Genomic DNA, 13,967 nt, shown 5'->3' with positions numbered 1-13,967 from the left:
TGCCGCTTATTTGCTCTTGGTGCGGGAAATCTTGTAGAGCCCGGCGACGATCTGCTGGCCGATAGCGCCGGCTTCGCCCTTCATCTTGGTCGCGACCACGGCTTTCAATGCGTCCACATGGGCTTTGATTGCATCTGCGTCATTGTGCCCGCGCTGCCCGGGCTCGCCCAGCTCCAGATAGCGGTTCATGGAGGTTGCGATCTTCTCGACCATGGGATAGCCGAAGCTTGATCCCTGGGAGCGCAGATCGTGCATGACGGTATAGATCGTCCGCTCGGGCCCAGCCGGTTCGGCACCTTCCGCCCGCAGTCTTTCGACGGCTTCGTCCAGCTTGATGATGCTTTCCTTGGCGGTTTCCGCGAGGTCGATCTTCGAGACGGCGTCCGCCAGTGCGGCTTCGGCCTTCGCGATCAGTGTCTCGTCCATGCGCGCGGGCCCGCCGACCAGATCCTTCAGCTTGTTGGGCTGATGAATGACCTCGTAGGTACCTTTCGGGGGCTGGGCCATTTCTTTCCTCTCGTGAGCCGGTTTTCCCGACGGATCCTGAATCTGTTAGGCGCTGCGTGCATCCCGGTCGCGCAATTCTGCGGCGCGACGCTCCTCTCCGTCGAATGATTGTACCTTTCGGCGGCGGTCGGGCCCGAAATAATTATCAGTGCGGACGAAAGGACGCGGATGTTCGACCACGGCTACAAGACGCTGGATCAGGCCGACGCCAGTGAGGGGCTTAGCCATGAACTCGGTAACACCCGCATCGCGGGCCAGCTCAATACGGTTCGACTCAGTGTGACCGCTGACCATGATAATTGGCAGGAATTCATCGGGGCTGGCTGGATCGTTCCGGATCCAGTGGGTTAGCTCAATGCCATCCATCTCCTCCATCACCCAGTCGGTGATGATCAGATCGACCTGATATTCGCTGAGTTTGCGGATGGCGTGCTGTCCGTCACGCGCATCAATGATATTTTTGACGCCAACAGACTGCAGCATCGCCCGCAGCACTTCCCGCATGGGCTGGCTGTCTTCGACGATCATCACCGAGAGACGCTGAAAGCGCGCTTCGTTGGTCGGACTTTGAGACATTCACCATGACTTCCCCGGTTCCGGCACACCGAAATCCGTAGAATCTTAACAATTCGTTATCCTTACCGGAGTTTAGTCGACTTCCGGTGGGGAAGGCTATAGTCGGATTGAGCGCTTCTCAATTCAGGGTGGCAACGCAGTTTGTCGATTTACGCATAATGCAAATTCTGCCCAAGCTTGGGAATCCGCCTCTTCTGGTGCGTGTTCATACAATATCTGGTATAGATCAACTTGGTTTTGACTAGGCTGTGTTCGGTTGCGATCGGCAGAAAGCTGCGGTGCGACGGCAAACAGGTTTGCCCGTCGCTCTTGACTTGAAGCCCGATTCGCCGATTGATCCGGCCTCCGGACCGCTCGGTGCGCCGTGTTGCGCTCCGTTCGGTATTTCGAATGAGCCTGGGCTCCACGAGGATTGTAAGGAAATGGCAGGGCATTCCCAATTTAAGAACATCATGTACCGCAAGGGCGCGCAGGACAAAAAGCGCGCCAAACTGTTCACCCGGCTGATCCGAGAGATCGCGGTCGCGGCGAAGGCGAGTACCGATGCAAGTGCCAATCCGCGGCTACGGTCGGCTATTCAGGCGGCCCGCGAGGCCAATATGCCGAAGGACAATATCGACCGGGTGCTGAAGAAGGCCGAAGGCGGTGGTGCTGACGACAATTACGAGGACATCCGCTACGAGGGCTATGCCTCCGGCGGTGTCGCCATGATCGTCGAGGCATTGACCGACAACCGCAATCGGACGGCTTCCGAGGTCAGGTCCACGTTTTCCAAGTATGGCGGGACCCTGGGAGAGACCAACTCGGTCAGCTTCATGTTCGACCGCGTCGGCCAGATCTCCTATCCGGCCGACAAGGCGGAGGCAGACGCCATGTTCGAGGCGGCTCTGGAAGCAGGCGCCGAGAATGTCGAATCTTCCGAGGACGGGCATGTCATCACGTGCGCGCCTGACGATCTGAGTTCGGTGCGCGAAGCGCTCTCCGAGCAGTTCGGTGCCCCCGAGGAGGCCGAATTGTCCTGGAAGCCGCAGAACACTGTGCCGGTGGACGAAGACCACGCCGAGACCATCATGAAGCTGCTGGGCGCGCTGGAAGACTTGGATGATGTCCAGTCCGTTTCGGCGAACTTCGAGATCCCGGACGATGTTATGCGGAAACTGACGGCGGCCGCCTGAGATCCATGTCAGGCATTTGCCAAAAGCCCATTGGGGAGATGCAATCACGATGAGGCTTCTCGGTCTCGACCCGGGACTCCGCTTTACCGGCTGGGGTGTGGTCGATGTGGATGGCCACCGGCTGCGCCACGTCGCCAATGGGACCCTGAAGTCCACTTCGTCCCGGTCCATTGCGGAACGTCTCCTCGAATTGCATGACGGTGTTCTGGAGATTCTCGACCGTTACAGCCCAGGTGAGGCGGCGGTCGAGGAAACTTTCGTCAACAAGAACCCGGAATCGACCCTGAAACTCGGACTGGCTCGTGGCGCCGTCATTCTAGCTCCCGCCAAGCAAGGCCTCCGGGTTACCGAGTATGCGCCGAACCGGGTGAAGAAAACTGTGGTCGGTGCCGGACACGCCAACAAGGACCAGGTCCAGATCATGGTGTCGAAGCTGCTGCCTGAGGCAGCGTTCGACTCCGCGGATGCGGCGGATGCGCTCGCGGTGGCGATCTGTCACGCACATTTCGCCCAGAGCCGCCACGCCTTCGGCGAGACGGTGGGCGTGTCCCGGATCAAACAACAATCTGCAACCGGTGGGTACGAGCGCGCGATCCAGGCGGCTCTGCGTAAGGAGATGGGCCAGTGATCGCCAAGTTGCGGGGTGTTCTCGATTCCTTCGGTGACGGCAGCGCCGTGATCGATGTCGGCGGTGTCGGGTATCTGATCTTTGCGTCCAGCCGGACTCTCGCGAAACTGGGGGACAAGGGCGGGACTGTCTCCGTTCATATCGAAACCCATGTCCGCGAAGATCACATTCATCTCTACGGTTTCGCCGACAAGGCAGAGCAGGAGATGTTCCGGATCCTGCAGACAGTGCAGGGTGTGGGGGCCAAGGCGGCACTTTCCATCCTGTCCGCGCTGGCGCCTGACGAGGTCCTGCGGTCTGTTGCCGCCGGAGATGCCAAGATGCTGACCCGGGCGGACGGCGTCGGCCCCAAGCTGGCCGGCCGGATTGTGAACGAGCTGAAAGACAAGGCGGTGAACATCTCGCTTGGCGCCGATGCCTCGATGCCTGCACCTGCGGGCGGCAAGGCCGCCGCGGCGGGAGAGTCCGCCGCTGTCGCCGATGCGATCTCCGCCCTGGTGAATCTCGGCTATGACCGCAGTATTGCCTATGGCGCTGTTCATGCCGCTGTCAAAGCGATGGGGCCCGATGCGGACCTTAACCAGCTAATCACCGGCGGGCTGAAGGAGCTTGCTTCGTGAGCGACTGGGACGATGGTGAAGAGGGCCGGATCGTCGATGGCGAACGGTCAACCGAGGACACGCCCGAGCGGGCGCTGCGTCCGGTTACCCTCGATGATTTCGTCGGCCAGAAGCAAATGCGGGAGAATCTGAAAGTCTTCATCGAGGCTGCGAAGACTCGCGAAGAGGCGATGGACCACGCGCTTTTCTTCGGCCCTCCCGGTCTTGGCAAGACCACACTGGCCCAGATCGTCGCCCGTGAGCTTGGGGTGAATTTCCGCGCCACATCCGGCCCGGTGATCGCCAAGGCCGGAGACCTTGCGGCCCTGCTGACCAACCTTCAGGCGCGCGACGTTCTCTTCATCGATGAGATACATCGCCTTAATCCTGCCGTAGAGGAAGTGCTCTATCCGGCCATGGAGGATTTTCAGCTCGATCTCATTATCGGCGAAGGCCCGGCGGCCCGGTCTATCCGGATCGATCTGCCACCTTTTACGCTGGTGGCGGCGACGACGCGGTCGGGCCTGATCACGACCCCTTTGCGCGAACGCTTCGGCATTCCCTTGCGGCTGCAATTCTATACGCCGGAGGAACTGCAGAGCATCGTCATGCGCGGGGCTTCCCTGCTTGGCATGAACCTGTTGCCCGAAGGTGCGGCGGAAGTCGCCAGCCGGTCTCGCGGAACGCCGCGCGTTGCCGGCCGCCTGCTGCGCCGGGTACGGGATTTCGCGGCCGTGGCCGGGGTTGATGAAATTGATCAGAAGGCGGCTGACGGAGCGCTTAACCGCCTCGATATCGACAAGCGCGGCCTGGATGCCATGGACCGGCGCTATCTGCACTGCATCGCCGATAATTACGGTGGTGGCCCGGTTGGTGCGGAAACCCTCGCGGCGGCATTGGCCGAACAGCGCGACGTGATCGAGGAAGTGATCGAACCTTACCTGCTGCAACAGGGCTTGCTTCAGCGCACGCCGCGCGGGCGGCTTCTGTCCGAATCCGGCTACCGCTATCTCGGCCTTGCTATGCCGAACAGGACGCCCGCCGAAGCGGCGCAAATGACCCTTCTCGACAATAATGCCGAGGGTGAGGATGTCTGAGCGGTTGCTGCAGCCTGCGGTGACGGGGTTCACGGCGGACGGTACACATTTGCTCCGCGCCCGCGTGTATTACGAGGATACGGATGCGGGTGGTGTTGTCTATCACGCCAACTATCTGCGTTTCGCCGAACGTGGCCGCACGGAATATCTCCGCGACATTGGTGTCTCCCAGTCGGATCTCTCCGACCAGGAAGGCGTTTTTTTCGTGGTCAGGCGCAGCGAGATCGATTTTCGCCTGCCGGCCCGGCTCGACGATGCGCTCGAAATTCAGACGGTGATTGCCGGGATCAAGGGCGCGTCGTTTCTGGTCGAGCAGACCATATCGAAGACGGGCACGGACGGATATCTGGTGAGGGTGGTCAGCACCATTGCCTGTGTGGACCGGAAGGGGCGCCCGGCGCGGGTGCCACAATCGGTGAAATCAAAATTGGACCGGCACGACGGAGGGGGATCGTGATGATCGCCGCTCAAGCCATAAGACAGACGTCGGGGAAGAGTATCTAAATGGATCAGACACTAGTCGATACCGTGACGCTTGGAGGCACCGCCGCCATGGACATGAGCATCTGGGGCTTGTTCATGGCTGCGGACTGGATCGTGAAGGCCGTGATGGTCATCCTGATCGGCGCGTCGATCTGGAGCTGGGCGATTATCGTCGACAAGACTTTGAAAATGCGGCGGCTTTCCAAAGCTGCAGCGCAGTTCGAGGAATCATTCTGGTCCGGCGGGTCGCTTGAGGATCTTTATGATCGTATCGGCGGGCAGCCGGGCGATCCGATGACCGGTGTGTTCACGGCAGCGATGCGGGAGTGGCGCCGGTCTGCCGCCAAAGGGCTGACCACGAAAGGCTCAGACATCCGGGCCAGTCTGCGCCAGCGCATCGAACAAGTGATGCAGCTCTCGATTTCCCGGGAGATGGATCGCCTCGAAAAACACATGACCTTTCTTGCTTCGGTCGGCTCCGTCGCTCCATTTGTCGGGCTGTTCGGCACCGTCTGGGGGATCATGAACAGTTTCCAGTCCATCGCGGCGACCAAGAACACCTCACTTGCGGTGGTGGCGCCGGGTATTGCAGAGGCCCTGTTCGCAACGGCCCTCGGCTTGGTCGCGGCTATCCCCGCGGTGATCGCCTACAACAAGATTTCCACCGACCTTGGCCGTTATGCGGGACGTCTGGAAACCTTCTCCAGCGAATTCGCCTCCATCCTTTCCCGTCAGCTTGACGAGGGAGGCTGAGCCATGGCCGCTTCCATGATCGGAAACGGGCGGGGCGCGCGAGGGCGCTATCGTCCGCTGAGCGAGATCAACGTGACGCCGCTGGTCGATGTCATGCTGGTGCTGCTGATCGTCTTCATGGTCACCGCGCCGTTGCTGACGGTCGGTGTGCCGGTCGATTTGCCGAAAACAAAGGCGGCGCAGCTGACGGATGAGGTCGAGCCGTTGGTTGTTTCGGTGAACGCGGAGGGTGTGATCTTCCTGCAGGACACCGAAGTGCCAAGGGAAAATCTGGTACCGAGGCTGAACGCCGTCACCGGGCAGCGCCCGGATGTGCGGATCTTTGTGCGCGGCGACAAGTCGATCCAGTATGGCACCGTGATGGAGGTCATGGGGCTGATCAGCTCCGCCGGCTTCAAGAAGGTCGCGCTATTGGCCGAAATTCCGGACAGCAAGGGGACGCGCTGACGCCATGCGCACCGGGCTCTCCATATCCATCGGCATCCATGTTGCGGTGTTCGCATTTGCATGGTTCGGCCTGCCCCAACTTCGGAATGACGATATCCTTCCGGAGCAACTGGTCATTGTCGACATGGTGGATATTTCGGAAGTAACAAACACGCCGACGGCGGCCGTCGAGCCCGAGAAGGTCGAAGAGCCGAAGCCCGAGGAGCCGGAACCCGAAGCCCCGAAGCCTGCGCCCCCACCACCTGAGCCGGCAGCACCGCCTCCTCCTCCGCCCCCGGCTCCTACACCGGAACCTGCGCCTGAGCCGGTTGTCGAAGCGCCCGAGCCGGAACCTGCGCCGATCCCGAAGCCCGCGCCCGAGAAGGCGCCTGAGCCGGAGAAGGTTGCGCAGGCCCCGGCACCCGCGCCGAAACCGCGCCCCAAGCCGCGCGCGCCGGAGCCGACGCCGAAAGAAGCTGAGACGAAGCCGAAAAAAGATGACAAGAAGCTCGATTTCTCGCGCCTGCTGAAGACGCTTGAGAAGACGGAGCCCGCACAGCCGGCGAAACCGGAAGAAGAAAAGCCGAAGAAAAAGGCCGATCCCTTGAAGGATGTGCTCGCCAAACTGCAGGCACCGGCTCGCAGCCGGTCCGACAAGGCGTTCGATCCGGAGAACAAGGTCTCGATCAGTGAGATCGACGCAGTGCGCCGACAGATCGCGCAATGCTGGAACGTGCCGGCAGGCGCCAAGGATGCGGAAGACCTCTATATCGAGATTGCCTTGCAGATGGGGGCAGACGGCACCGTGCGCGATGCGCGGATCGTCGACCAGGCACGGCTGTCCCGGGACGGTTTCTTCCGGAGTGCTGCAGAAAGCGCCCGGCGCGCTGTGCTGAGCTGCGGCAAGCTTCCGTTGCCGCCTGAAAAATATGAGTCATGGAAAAACATCACCATGACTTTCAATCCGAGGGATCTGCTGTGAAGATCCGCGATCACGACCGACTTGAGAGGCCGATCATGAGGTTCGCTGGACCGTCCCGCTCTATGGGCACTATGGAGTTTTCACCTGCTGCAATGCTTTGGCGGTGGGTGCTGCCGGCTCTGCTGCTGGTACTTCTTGCAACAGGCCCTGCCCGGGCCGAGCTGAGGATCGACATCACCCAGGGCAAGGTCGATCCTTTGCCGGTGGCGGTCTCCGAGTTCACCGGCAACAATGCCGAGAGCGCGCAGATAGGCCGGGATATTGCGGCTGTGATTGCGGCCAACCTGGAGCGCTCCGGTCTGTTCGCCCCGATCGACAACGCCGCCTTTATCCAGCGCAATGTATCGCTGAGCGCGTTGCCCCGGTTTGGTGACTGGCGCCTGATCAATGCGCAGGCACTGGTGCACGGCGCGGTGAGCTTTGAGGCGAGCGGTGCTGTGAAAGTTGAGTTCCGTCTCTGGGACGTCTTTGCCGAGCAGCAGATGGTGGCAAACGCCTACACCACGGTTCCGGCGAACTGGCGCCGTGTCGCCCATATCATCTCCGACGCGATCTACCAGCGCATGACTGGTGAATCCGGCTATTTCGATACCCGTGTCGTTTATATTGCCGAAAGCGGTCCGCCGGACCGCCGGACCAAGCGGCTGGCGATCATGGATCAGGACGGTGCGAACCACCGTTTCCTGACAGACGGCAAGGATCTCGTACTGACGCCGCGCTTCTCGCCGACGCTGCAGGAAATCACCTATCTCGCGTATTATAACGACAAGCCGCGGGTCTATATTTTCAACATTGAAACCGGGCAGCAGGAAGTGCTGGGCGACTTCCCTGGCATGACCTTCGCGCCGCGTTTCTCGCCGGATGGCAACCGGGTGATCATGAGTATGGCCCGGAACGGCATCACCGACATTTACACGATGGATCTCGCTACCCGGCGGGTGCGTCGCCTGACCGATAGCCCGTCAATCGATACATCGCCGACCTTCGCGCCGGATGGAGGTCAGGTTACCTTCAACTCCGACCGTGGCGGCAGCCAGCAGATCTACGTGATGGATGCGAACGGCAGCAATGTGAGGCGAATCAGTTTTGGTAAAGGGCGCTATGCAACGCCGGTCTGGTCTCCGCGCGGCGACCTTATTGCCTTCACCAAAATCGTCGGCGGTCAGTTCTATATTGGGGTGATGCGGCCGGACGGAACCGGCGAGCGTCTGCTCTCCCAGGGCTATCTGGTGGAGGCGCCGACATGGGCGCCGAATGGCCGGGTTCTTATATATTTCAAGCAGTTCCCATCGGATTCTTCTGGCCGAGGGGGTAAAACCAAACTCTACTCCGTTGACCTCACAGGATATAACGAGCGCGAGATTGTCACACCTGTGGATGCTTCCGATCCCGCATGGTCGCCCTTGATTCCTTAGCGGCATGCAAATATATTTTTCTCGACAAGCCTTCTCCGGTAATGAGCGGGTATCGCCATCCGTAGAAATCTGTTAGAGAACACAAAGGATTGGCGCGTCCGATTAGAGTCTAAGGGGCACGGCCGTAAACTTGGATCGAAGGCTCACTTCTGTGGGGGTTAAAGAATGGCAATGAAGTTTCTTTCAATCGTGGCTGCGGGTCTCCTCGTCGCCGCGTGCTCGACCGACCAGGAAACGGCGTCCCAGTCGGGCGGCGCGGGCTCGACGGTACCGGCTGCGAATCAGCCCTCGACATCATCAGCCTCTACAGGGGCTGTTACGGCTGCTCCGGGTTCGCGCGAAGAGTTCGTCGCCGAAGTCGGCGACCGGGTGTTCTTCGGGTTCGATAAGTACGACCTGACTCCGGAAGCCCGTACGACGCTTGAGCGTCAGGCTTTCTGGCTGCGCAAGTATCCGAGCGCGACCGTGACCATCGAAGGACATTGCGATGAGCGCGGTACCCGGGAATACAACCTGGGCCTTGGCGAACGCCGTGCCAGTGCAGCAAAAGATTATCTGATCGCGCTTGGCGTCGATGCCGGTCGTGTCAGCACCATCAGCTACGGCAAAGAGCGTCCGGTTGCTTTCGGCAGCAATGAAGAAGCATGGGCACAGAACCGTCGCGGTGTGACCACCATCAATTAAGGCTTCGGCCTGCCCGATTGAGTTAGACCGCGCCGGTCTGGTTTTCCAGACCGGCGCGTTGTCTTTTGTGGAGGCGGAATTGCCTGCACTCCGATGGCAGCCGTGCCTTATTCCTGCTCGATTGGCGGGTTAGATGTGACGGTCGCGACGATTGTGAGACTCGACGATAGTGAGACTGGGAGTTCGAGAGATGACGAGCCGGTTCGTATTTGGCGGAGCACGCACGATTGGTGCTGCGGCCCTTATGGTCCTCGCCCTGACGGCGCTGCCGGCAGCCGCGCAGGACGTCCAGAACTTGCTGAACCGTATCGACCGGATGGAGCGCGACATGCAGGACCTGCAGCGCCAGCTCTATCGCGGCAGCGGCACAGGCATCACGGCGACACCTGTGACCCCGGCACCGATCACGTCCGGGACGTCAACGACCTCGGCCGCCGCGGGCAATCAGAGCGCAGGCTTTGATACAAGCTATGCCGCCCGTGTCGAAGTCCGTCTGCAACAGCTTGAAACCCTGATCCGCTCTCTCACCGGTAAGATCGAGGAAGTTGAGTTCGAGGTGGAACAGAATTCCGGCCGTATCGACCGGCTGGTGCGAGACATTGATTTCAGGCTCCAGGCGCTTGAGCGTGGCGGTGTTCCCTTACAGACAGGATCCGTGCGGGACAACTCTAACAATGCCGCGGCTGAACCGGCGTCGACGGAGACGCCGGCCGCGGGGCAGGGGCAAGGCGTTCTGGGCTATCTGAAGCAGTCCGAGGTCAAGTCTCTCGATAATGCGCCGGCTCCCGCCACGGAGGCTAAACAGCCTCCTGCGCCTGCCAGAGCTCCCGAGACCGTCGCAAGCGCGCCTTCGGCTGTTCCCCAGCAGATCCTGCCCGACGGCTCTCCCGAAGAGCAGTACAAGCACGCCTTTGCCTATCTGCAGAAGCAGGACTTCCAATCTGCCGAGCAGGCGCTCAGCGCATTCCTCGAACGTCATCCAAAAAGCCCGCTGGCCGGTAATGCGATCTACTGGCTGGGGGAGACCTACTATGTGCGTAAGGATTTCGCCAATGCGGCCAAGACCTTCGCCAAGGGCTATACGGAATACTCGGGAAGCTCCAAGACCGCGGATAATCTGCTGAAACTCGGTTTCTCTCTGGCCCGGATGGATCGGAAGGAAGATGCCTGCGTCACCTTCGATCAGCTGAAGACCGACTTCCCGAACGCTTCCGCCAATATCAAGCGCCGGGCGGAGACGGAACGGCAGCGGATCGGCTGCTAGCTCATCCCCGGGTAGCGGGAGAAAACGACTGTCAGGCTTGAAACCAGTCTCGGACTCTGAATTCGAGGCGCTTCTCAAGGACGCCGATCCGGCGCTCGCCTCTGCCGGACCTTCAGTCTTTATTGCCGGAGTGTCGGGCGGCGCGGACAGCATGGCTCTATGCATGATGCTGGCGCGCTGGTGCAGTGCCCGAGGGCATCGTCTCGTTGCCGTAACTGTTGATCACGCGCTGCGAGCGGACTCCGCTGCGGAAGCCCGTCGGGTATCTGGCTGGTCGGCGGCGCGCGGGATCGAACACGAGATCCTGACATGGCGCGGGGTGAAACCGGCTGCCGGATTGCAGGCGGCAGCCCGTTCGGCGCGGTTTGCGCTTCTGACGGATCATGCGCTGTCTGTGGGCGCCCAAGCACTATTCCTCGCACACCATATGCAGGATCAGGCCGAGACCATGGCGATGCGCCTTGCGCGCGGCAGCGGCCCCGACGGGCTGGCCGGTATCCGGACAAGGCAGATGCGTGGTGGCATTGCTGTCCTGCGCCCGTTGTTGAACCTGCCGCCGGTCCGGCTCCGCGCTCATTGCCTCGCCGAGGCGCAAGCCTGGGTCGAGGACCCGAGTAACCGTGACCGGCGTTTCGAACGGGTTCGGGTTCGTCAGGGCGCGCAGGGAATGGCAGAAGTCGGGCTGGATGCGCGCCAACTCAATCGCCTTGCGCGGGTATTCGGACGGCTGAGGGACTGGAGTGAGTCCCGACTGGCAGGCTTTCTGACTGAGTTCGCTGACCTGGACCCGCGCGGATTCGCCGTGCTCGATCTTTCTGCTGCTCTGAATTTGCCGCTGCCATTGCGTGCCAAGCTGTTCTCCGGATTGCTGCAATCGATCGGCGGGCTGGATTATCCGCCACGCGCAGAGCGGATGAAGCGTTTTTTGAGGCGGCTGGATGATGGCGTTGGCGATCCTGTCACACTCGGAGGCTGCCTCGTCTGGCGCGGCCGGGCGGACAGGCTCTGGATTGCCAGGGAAACACCGCGAGAAACCGGCCCGGAAATGCTGCGGAGCCAGGGTGTGAGCCGTTGGGACGGACGTTTTGACGTCACCTGGTCAGGTGCGCAGCCGGCCTGGATTCACATGCTGGAACGCAGGGGTGAGCGCCGTTTACGGCTGACCGGGGCGGCCGCGAAGGCCTCCATGTCACTTCCAGCGGGCATTCGCGCGTCACTTCCTGCTGTAACTGACCTTGACGGGCGTCTCTTTGCCCCCCACCTTTCGGACACATGGACAAGTCGGCGGCCCTTGGAAGCTGGTTTGTTCCACATTGAATTTCGTCCAGCTGTGCCATGGGTAGCCGACGCTTTCCGGGCCAGCAGGGATGACAGGGCCGCGACGACAGACTAAGAATGGGCCGTCCGGCTGAACAGGAACCCTACCGAGGCATAATCGGCGTGAACAATTTCGGCAAGAATCTCGCACTCTGGATTATCGTAGGCGTCCTGCTCGTGGCGCTATTCAATCTATTCCAAAGTTCGAACAAACCTGGTGGATATCCGAATTTTGCATTTTCGGATTTTCTTAGCTCGGTGGAGTCCGGTCGGGTAACCGACGTCGTGATCCAGGGCAATACCATCAAGGGTCACTTCAGCGACGGGCGCACTTTTGCGACCTACGCCCCGAACGATCCTGGTCTGGTGGACCGGCTCAAGGAAGGGGGCGTGCGGATTGCCGCTGCGCCGCCTGAAGAGGGCATGTCCGGCCTGCTCGGCATCCTGATTTCCTGGTTCCCGATGCTGCTGTTCATCGGTGTGTGGATCTTCTTCATGCGCCAGATGCAGGGCGGCGGCGGCAAGGCCATGGGCTTTGGCAAGAGCCGCGCCCGGCTGCTGACGGAGAAAGTCGGACGCGTAACTTTTGACGATGTCGCCGGTATTGACGAAGCCAAGACCGAGCTTGAAGAGATCGTCGAGTTCCTGAAGGACCCGCAGCGCTTCCAGCGCCTCGGCGGCAAGATTCCTAAGGGCTGTCTTCTGGTGGGCCCTCCGGGTACCGGTAAGACGCTGCTTGCTCGCGCCATCGCCGGCGAAGCAAATGTGCCCTTCTTCACCATTTCCGGTTCCGACTTCGTCGAGATGTTCGTTGGCGTCGGCGCCAGCCGAGTCCGCGACATGTTCGAGCAGGGCAAGAAGAACGCACCCTGCATCATCTTCATCGATGAAATCGACGCTGTCGGCCGTCATCGCGGCGCCGGTCTTGGCGGCGGAAATGACGAGCGTGAGCAGACCCTGAACCAGTTGCTGGTCGAGATGGACGGTTTCGAGGCGAATGAGGGCGTGATCCTGATCGCTGCCACCAACCGCCCGGACGTGCTTGACCCCGCGCTGCTGCGTCCCGGCCGCTTCGACCGTCAGGTCGTGGTGCCGAACCCGGATATCCTGGGCCGTGAGCGCATCCTGAAAGTGCATATGCGCAAGGTTCCGTTGGGTCCGGATGTGGACGCCAAGGTTATCGCGCGCGGTACGCCGGGCTTCTCCGGCGCCGATCTTGCGAACCTCGTTAACGAAGCTGCCCTGCTCGCCGCCCGCAAGGGCAAGCGCGTGGTCGCCATGGCCGAGTTCGAGGAAGCCAAGGACAAGGTCATGATGGGGGCGGAACGCCGCTCCATGGTCATGACCGACGAGGAAAAGGCGCTGACGGCCTATCATGAAGCCGGCCACGCCGTGGTTGCGCTGCATTGCCCGGACAGCGATCCGATCCACAAGGCGACGATCATCCCGCGCGGCCGCGCCCTTGGTATGGTCATGCGTCTGCCGGAAGGCGACCGGATCTCGCTGTCCCGTGCCAAGCTCTATGCGGACCTGCAGGTCGCCTGTGGCGGCCGGCTTGCCGAGGAGCTTGTCTTCGGTGAAGAGCGGGTCACAACCGGTGCATCCTCCGATATCCGGATGGTCTCGGACATGGCGCGCCGCATGGTCACCGAGTGGGGCCTCAGCGACAAACTCGGCTTCCTGGCCTATTCGCAGGACCAGCAGGAAGTCTTCCTCGGTCATTCCGTGACCCAGCAGAAGAACGTTTCCGATGCGACCGCGAAGGTGATCGACGAGGAAATCCGCCGGATCGTGGATGGCGCCTACAGCGATGCCCGTCGAATTCTGGAAGAAAACTACAACGAGCTGGAAACGCTGGCGAAGGGGCTGCTCGAATACGAGACCCTCTCGGGCGACGAAATCAAAGCCCTGCTCGCTGGCGAAAGCCTGGTGAAGAACAACAAGGAAGACGGACCGAAGCCCGGGGCCGGCCGCCGTTCGTCGGTGCCGACCGGCGGCAAGGAAGACACTGGGAAGACCGGTGGGGGCCTAGAGCCCGATCCGCAGCCCGGCGAGTAATCC

Annotated in this window: 15 protein-coding genes; 13 read left to right on the top strand and 2 right to left on the bottom strand. The window is 61.2% G+C overall.

Annotated elements, in window-relative coordinates; translation table 11 throughout:
- Window positions 1-6 precede the first annotated feature (6 nt).
- Window positions 7-507, bottom strand: a complete 501-nt coding sequence (locus VOI22_RS09790; RefSeq protein WP_323796341.1) for a hypothetical protein — start codon at window positions 505-507, stop codon at window positions 7-9.
- Between the two features lie 45 nt (window positions 508-552).
- A complete protein-coding gene (locus VOI22_RS09785) occupies window positions 553-1,083 on the bottom strand; it encodes a response regulator (protein WP_323796340.1) in 531 nt (176 codons plus the stop codon).
- Window positions 1,084-1,505: 422 nt separating this feature from the next.
- Between VOI22_RS09785 and VOI22_RS09780 the strand changes: the two genes are divergently transcribed.
- The 13 genes from VOI22_RS09780 (at window position 1,506) to ftsH (ending at window position 13,964) form a co-directional block, all read left to right on the top strand.
- Window positions 1,506-2,258, top strand: a complete 753-nt coding sequence (locus tag VOI22_RS09780) for a YebC/PmpR family DNA-binding transcriptional regulator (protein WP_028466877.1) — start codon at window positions 1,506-1,508, stop codon at window positions 2,256-2,258.
- A 49-nt stretch (window positions 2,259-2,307) separates the two neighbouring features.
- Entirely contained in the window at window positions 2,308-2,886 is a 579-nt protein-coding gene (ruvC, locus tag VOI22_RS09775; protein WP_323796339.1) for a crossover junction endodeoxyribonuclease RuvC, read from the top strand.
- Window positions 2,883-3,506, top strand: coding sequence for a Holliday junction branch migration protein RuvA (gene ruvA, locus VOI22_RS09770; RefSeq protein ID WP_323796338.1), 624 nt, complete (start codon window positions 2,883-2,885; stop codon window positions 3,504-3,506). The genes ruvC and ruvA overlap by 4 nt, the downstream gene beginning before the upstream one ends.
- Window positions 3,503-4,582: a Holliday junction branch migration DNA helicase RuvB gene (gene ruvB, locus VOI22_RS09765; RefSeq protein WP_323796337.1), complete on the top strand. Its 1,080-nt coding sequence runs from the start codon at window positions 3,503-3,505 to the stop codon at window positions 4,580-4,582. The genes ruvA and ruvB overlap by 4 nt, the downstream gene beginning before the upstream one ends.
- Window positions 4,575-5,039, top strand: coding sequence for a tol-pal system-associated acyl-CoA thioesterase (gene ybgC, locus VOI22_RS09760; RefSeq protein WP_323796336.1), 465 nt, complete (start codon window positions 4,575-4,577; stop codon window positions 5,037-5,039). Before ruvB ends, ybgC begins: the two co-directional genes overlap by 8 nt.
- Before the next feature lie 47 nt (window positions 5,040-5,086).
- On the top strand, window positions 5,087-5,818 hold the full coding sequence (gene tolQ / locus VOI22_RS09755; protein WP_323796335.1) for a protein TolQ: 732 nt from the start codon (window positions 5,087-5,089) through the stop codon (window positions 5,816-5,818).
- Between the two features lie 3 nt (window positions 5,819-5,821).
- Window positions 5,822-6,265: a protein TolR gene (gene tolR, locus VOI22_RS09750; protein ID WP_323796334.1), complete on the top strand. Its 444-nt coding sequence runs from the start codon at window positions 5,822-5,824 to the stop codon at window positions 6,263-6,265.
- A 4-nt stretch (window positions 6,266-6,269) separates the two neighbouring features.
- The gene (locus VOI22_RS09745) at window positions 6,270-7,226 is read left to right on the top strand and encodes a cell envelope integrity protein TolA (RefSeq protein WP_323796333.1); all 957 of its coding nucleotides are present in this window, start codon (window positions 6,270-6,272) and stop codon (window positions 7,224-7,226) included.
- Between the two features lie 92 nt (window positions 7,227-7,318).
- Complete coding sequence (gene tolB / locus VOI22_RS09740; protein ID WP_323797015.1) at window positions 7,319-8,641, top strand: Tol-Pal system beta propeller repeat protein TolB; 1,323 nt, start codon at window positions 7,319-7,321, stop codon at window positions 8,639-8,641.
- Between the two features lie 165 nt (window positions 8,642-8,806).
- A complete protein-coding gene (gene pal / locus VOI22_RS09735) occupies window positions 8,807-9,325 on the top strand; it encodes a peptidoglycan-associated lipoprotein Pal (protein ID WP_028466885.1) in 519 nt (172 codons plus the stop codon).
- Window positions 9,326-9,515: 190 nt separating this feature from the next.
- Window positions 9,516-10,589 carry a tol-pal system protein YbgF gene (ybgF, locus tag VOI22_RS09730; RefSeq protein ID WP_323796332.1) on the top strand — a complete coding sequence of 358 codons (1,074 nt, stop codon included), beginning with the start codon at window positions 9,516-9,518 and terminating at the stop codon, window positions 10,587-10,589.
- A 37-nt stretch (window positions 10,590-10,626) separates the two neighbouring features.
- Window positions 10,627-11,982, top strand: a complete 1,356-nt coding sequence (gene tilS, locus VOI22_RS09725; protein WP_323796331.1) for a tRNA lysidine(34) synthetase TilS — start codon at window positions 10,627-10,629, stop codon at window positions 11,980-11,982.
- Window positions 11,983-12,029: 47 nt separating this feature from the next.
- Window positions 12,030-13,964 carry an ATP-dependent zinc metalloprotease FtsH gene (ftsH, locus tag VOI22_RS09720; protein WP_028466886.1) on the top strand — a complete coding sequence of 645 codons (1,935 nt, stop codon included), beginning with the start codon at window positions 12,030-12,032 and terminating at the stop codon, window positions 13,962-13,964.
- The last annotated feature ends 3 nt before the right edge of the window (window positions 13,965-13,967 follow it).

This window comes from Nisaea sp. (genome assembly GCF_034670185.1).
Taxonomy (GTDB): domain Bacteria; phylum Pseudomonadota; class Alphaproteobacteria; order Thalassobaculales; family Thalassobaculaceae; genus Nisaea.
The sequence above is the reverse complement of the archived record's forward strand: the minus strand, read 5'-3'. Positions and strand labels throughout refer to the sequence as shown.